Genomic DNA, 283 nt, shown 5'->3' with positions numbered 1-283 from the left:
TGTTTAACAGGTGTTAGAGGATGTGATGAAGTTTATATCTTATTGTTTAGTGATATTGAAATAGAGAATAGAAATTGCTTTTTAAATATTACAAAAGGAAAGACAAAAGCCTATTCACGTGCAAGAATTATTGCATTAAGTTATAAAGCATTAAGTGCTTTACTTGAAATAGCTCGTATTCATAACCCAGAGAAAGAATTAACTATTGATAATTTTACAAATATAAAAAAACCGATACTTGTAGCCTCATTTGGTCAAATGCCCTGTTATGTGAAAGTTTTTA

At 28.3% G+C, this 283-nt stretch carries 1 protein-coding gene; it reads left to right on the top strand.

Annotation, left to right across the window (positions count from 1 at the left end; all coding sequences use genetic code 11):
- On the top strand, positions 1-283 hold a 283-nt coding region (locus V6256_RS15300), incomplete at both ends, for a hypothetical protein (protein ID WP_341599115.1).

Origin of the sequence: Psychromonas aquatilis (assembly GCF_038155185.1) — a bacterium.
In the GTDB taxonomy this organism is placed as follows: domain Bacteria; phylum Pseudomonadota; class Gammaproteobacteria; order Enterobacterales; family Psychromonadaceae; genus Psychromonas; species Psychromonas aquatilis.
This window is presented reverse-complemented; position numbering and strand designations above follow the sequence as displayed.